Origin of the sequence: Wolbachia endosymbiont of Drosophila baimaii (genome assembly GCF_028982185.1) — a bacterium.
Taxonomy (GTDB): domain Bacteria; phylum Pseudomonadota; class Alphaproteobacteria; order Rickettsiales; family Anaplasmataceae; genus Wolbachia; species Wolbachia pipientis.
In genome coordinates, this window is record NZ_JAPQLE010000151.1 from 1 (window position 1) to 3,833 (window position 3,833).

General features: G+C 36.2%; 5 protein-coding genes and 1 tRNA gene. All 6 read right to left on the bottom strand.

The genetic code is table 11. The annotated features are described in order from the left end of the window. On the bottom strand, nucleotides 1-180 hold a 180-nt coding region (locus tag OZD66_RS05010), incomplete at its 3' end, for a hypothetical protein (protein WP_275022411.1). A 131-nt stretch (nucleotides 181-311) separates the two neighbouring features. Further along, nucleotides 312-761 (bottom strand): hypothetical protein, encoded by a 450-nt coding sequence (locus tag OZD66_RS05015; RefSeq protein ID WP_231115844.1) that lies wholly within the window; start codon nucleotides 759-761, stop codon nucleotides 312-314. Nucleotides 762-896: 135 nt separating this feature from the next. Continuing rightward, nucleotides 897-971, bottom strand: a tRNA-Gln gene (locus OZD66_RS05020). Next, the gene (gene cutA, locus OZD66_RS05025; protein WP_182367150.1) at nucleotides 962-1,297 is read right to left on the bottom strand and encodes a divalent-cation tolerance protein CutA; all 336 of its coding nucleotides are present in this window, start codon (nucleotides 1,295-1,297) and stop codon (nucleotides 962-964) included. The genes OZD66_RS05020 and cutA overlap by 10 nt, the downstream gene beginning before the upstream one ends. 167 nt (nucleotides 1,298-1,464) lie before the next feature. Then, complete coding sequence (locus tag OZD66_RS05030; protein WP_153296807.1) at nucleotides 1,465-1,629, bottom strand: hypothetical protein; 165 nt, start codon at nucleotides 1,627-1,629, stop codon at nucleotides 1,465-1,467. A 110-nt stretch (nucleotides 1,630-1,739) separates the two neighbouring features. Continuing rightward, the gene (locus tag OZD66_RS05035) at nucleotides 1,740-3,380 is read right to left on the bottom strand and encodes an actin-bundling T4SS effector WalE1 family protein (protein WP_458695175.1); all 1,641 of its coding nucleotides are present in this window, start codon (nucleotides 3,378-3,380) and stop codon (nucleotides 1,740-1,742) included. Between the last annotated feature and the right edge of the window lie 453 nt (nucleotides 3,381-3,833).

The window sequence follows — 3,833 nt, forward strand, 5'->3', positions numbered from 1 at the left end:
AAACATTCCTCTATTCGAATCCTTTCGTCGTGCTGTTGATTCTGCCTTCCTATGACCTGTTCGGACTATTATGAGAAATGCTATATTATTTGCTGTGGAAATCAGTAATAGCGCAGGCGATGACTGATGCAGCAAGTAACTGCAAAAAAACAGAAAGCTTGGTAGAAAAACGTAAGGCAATTTCTTGGTTGTCAGACTTTAGTCAAGATTTTGTGCACACATGTATATTGGCTGATTGTGATCCGGTATACGTAAAAAATAAAATACAGCCAACCTTAAAAAGCCTTACTAGATAAAGCCTTTTTATATACTTAATGAGGTTTACTCCTTTTACCGAAAAAAATATAATTCAATCTCCTATCTATAGTTGCCTCTATATCTTTGATTAATAGCTGCTTTATCATGTTTACTTTTCGCTTTGCATCTTGAGCTTGGCGCTCATTGTTACCACTGTTATTGCTGTAATTATTCTTATCACTATAACTACTGCCACTTGTGTTACTGAACTCACTACCCTTTTTTCTTCTTGTGTTGAGTATCTGTATTATCTTTTCCTTTAAAAAGGACTTCCAGCCTGTGCCAAGTAATAATTTATAGAGAAAATGCGGAGTAAGAAACGCCACTAATATTCGAATAGAAATTCCGTAACCGAGATCTTCCCTATTTTCATAATACCACTTGCAATATTGAAACAAACGGTAAAACGCATTTTTGAAAGAGCAAAATTCTACAGCATACCAAAAACCATTGCTGAGAAACATGAGCACAATGCTGAATGTGTAAAGATACATTGTGAAGAGAAACAGTTTCACAATTATATCTTTTAGACTACCTAATATATAATTCAATAATCTTAATTTATAGAAAAGTGATATCATTTCACACCCACTTCAATATGGCTGGGGTGGAAGGATTCGAACCTTCGCGTGGCGGTATCAAAAACCGCTGCCTTACCACTTGGCTACACCCCAATACTACTTACATCAATAACACTATTAGCCCAATTAGTAAAAGATTTATTTGCTTTTTCTATGGGCATCACAGCAACAGCTGGCTGATCATAAGAATGCATTGCTTCGATTTTTTCTACAATTTTATCAACTTGATCATTCCTGCTCTTCATAATTGCCACTACTTCACAACTATTACTAATCTTACCTTCCCATAAATACAGAGAATTCACTTCAGGAAATATATTTACACATACAATTAATTTCTCGTTTAACAATTCTTCAGAAACAGTTTTAGCCTCCTCAAAATTTGAAAAAGTTGTATAAACCAAAACTAAATTATTCATTAGTAGCTACATAAATGCATTGCTACTATACTCTACCGAGATTTATTCATCAAGAGAAAATAACGCCAGCGCGTACTGTATGAACATTTGTTTGCAAAGGTAGTATGTTAAGTGTTATAGCTAGTTTGCCTCAAACGTAAAGGTGTCATCCCAGTGCCCCTGTGATGTCATTCCAGTGCTTGACACTGGAATCCAGTTTTCCATATAATCTCATCGAAAACGTTGTAACCACTTTCTATGCTAGTTTGCTTGTAAACAAGCAAACTTTCCTGGATCCAAGTAGTCAAGCACTGGGATGACACCTTTCCTAGCAGAGAAATCACAATGTTCATACGGTTGTACGCATACCGCTGGGATCTAGGATTTTTCTATAGTTTAAAAACAAAAAAAGGACGTTACTCATTGAGTAACATCCTTTTGGAGAAGGTAGAAGTTTTACTTATTACACTGTTCCTGGAGTTGCTGTAGCTCTTGAGTTGACAGGTTCTGCACTAGGTTGATCTAGAGATGCGCGTCGTTTTGCCAACTTTTCTTCGAGTTCTCTGTCAAATTCTTCTTTTAAAGGAAGAACTTGTTTTCTTGTTAGCGTAGAAGAACCAGAACCCATTCCACTATCAGTAGAATTACTGTGAGTGAGAGTTCTGTTACTCAAACTATCCAGGTTTTGCTCCACAATAGGATCACTGAGAACATCTTCACTGAAAGAACTTTGTCCATTTAAGTTAGTCAATGAGGCGCTTCTAGTTGGTACTTCTGGAGTTTCTACCCTAGTAAGGTTGCTAGTACTATTACGTCGTGCAACTCCTGGTCTTCCTCCTATTGTTGCAGTTTTATTAGTATTCTCAATTGGAGTAGGAGTATCAACGTAAAAAGTGCTATTTCCTATTTTTCTAGGCAACGTGTCTGATTCAGAAAGAACTTGATATTTAACGTTAGTAGTTTCTTTCGGTGCTTTTTTATCCCCAAGCCATGATGGCATTTTTTCTCTAAATGAAGAAGGTGTTTTTACTTCTTTATGCTCCGCAGGATTTAACAATTCCGCTTCGCTGCTAACAGTACTGTCAGTCTTTACAGAATTTAGTGAATTGCTTTTTGACAAGCTGTTAGATTGTTCAGAGCCTTTTCTTCCCAGTGAAGAGAATGATGATGACACAGACCTAGTTAAACTTTTGACAGAAGGCCTGTTAGCTTTTTTCTCTGCTCTGTCAAACATATTGCTTACGCTTGAGTACAAATGATTTTCTCTACATTCTTTAATAACCTTCTTAATTTCATCGTAATGTTCAGAGAAAACACTGTCGATGAAATAACTACCTTTAGGTAATGACCTTTGTGTTAACAAGTTATGCAAGCTTTTTTCATTTAAATTATTAATGAATTCTTTCTGTACTTGCCATCCAGAAGTATGTTCAATCTCCCCTGATTTTGCCTTCTCTGCCATTTTTAAATCAATTTCTGACGATATTCCAGAAAGTACATTTTTCACTAACCCAGAATTATTTCCTTTATCAGCAAAAATTGCTTTCATATCATTTCTTATTTCGTCAGATTTCTTAATTGCATCTGGAGTAAACCTTTTTACCTTATCTAAATAGTCCGTCTCACCAGATGCCTTATGGAACTTATTTGCCACTCCTTCGCCTACAAAACTAGCGCCTTTTTTCAGTGAATCTACTGAATGTTCATAACCTTCTTTCACCTTATCTTTAACATGCACAGCACCATCTCTAATTTTTCCGGCAGCGTATGTTGACGCGTCCTTAACTTTCTCAGCAGTATATTTCGCCCCATCAACTGTTTTTTCTGCTGACCACTTGAGCCCTTTGAATGTGTATTCAACTGCTTTATAAGCAAAAAATAGAGTAAGGGCAACTATTGCACCTGTTGCAGCAACCGGTAAAGCAACTGCCACAAATGGAAGTAATGCACCAACCATCACACCTACTGCACCTACTGCAACCATTTGCTCTTTTGCAGACCAATTAGAGAAATTTTTTATATCTTTTAGCTTACCCTGCAAAGCTTCCACAAAAGTAGAACTTTTTTTAACAGGACTTGAATTTGTTTGTTCACTGGCTAACATTTTAAACCTCACTATTAATTAAATATATTATATTGTACACCCTCGATTCTTAAGTTAATGTTAATTTGGCTGCCAGTATTTATTCGTCTTCAAATAATTTCGCTTGACGTGTTTTGTGGTAGCGTAGAAAATTAGGTCAAGAAGCTGCAGCATCTATGAGGTATAGAAAAAGGACTCTCATCTTTTTGGCTGTTATAACTTTAATAATAATGGCTTTATTATTCAGCTATCATTTCCATTTTCACGAAGACGTAGTGCACTTAAAGAGTGACAACAAAGAATTCAAAAAAAAGCCAGAAAATTCCATAGAGTCAACCATACTACATAGAGAAAAGGAAGTGTACGATCATGTCCTTCACTCCGATAATTATAGCATTTCTCATAATAGTCCGAACAGGTCATAGGAAGGCAGAATCAACAGCACGACGAAAGGATTCGAATAGAGGAATGTTT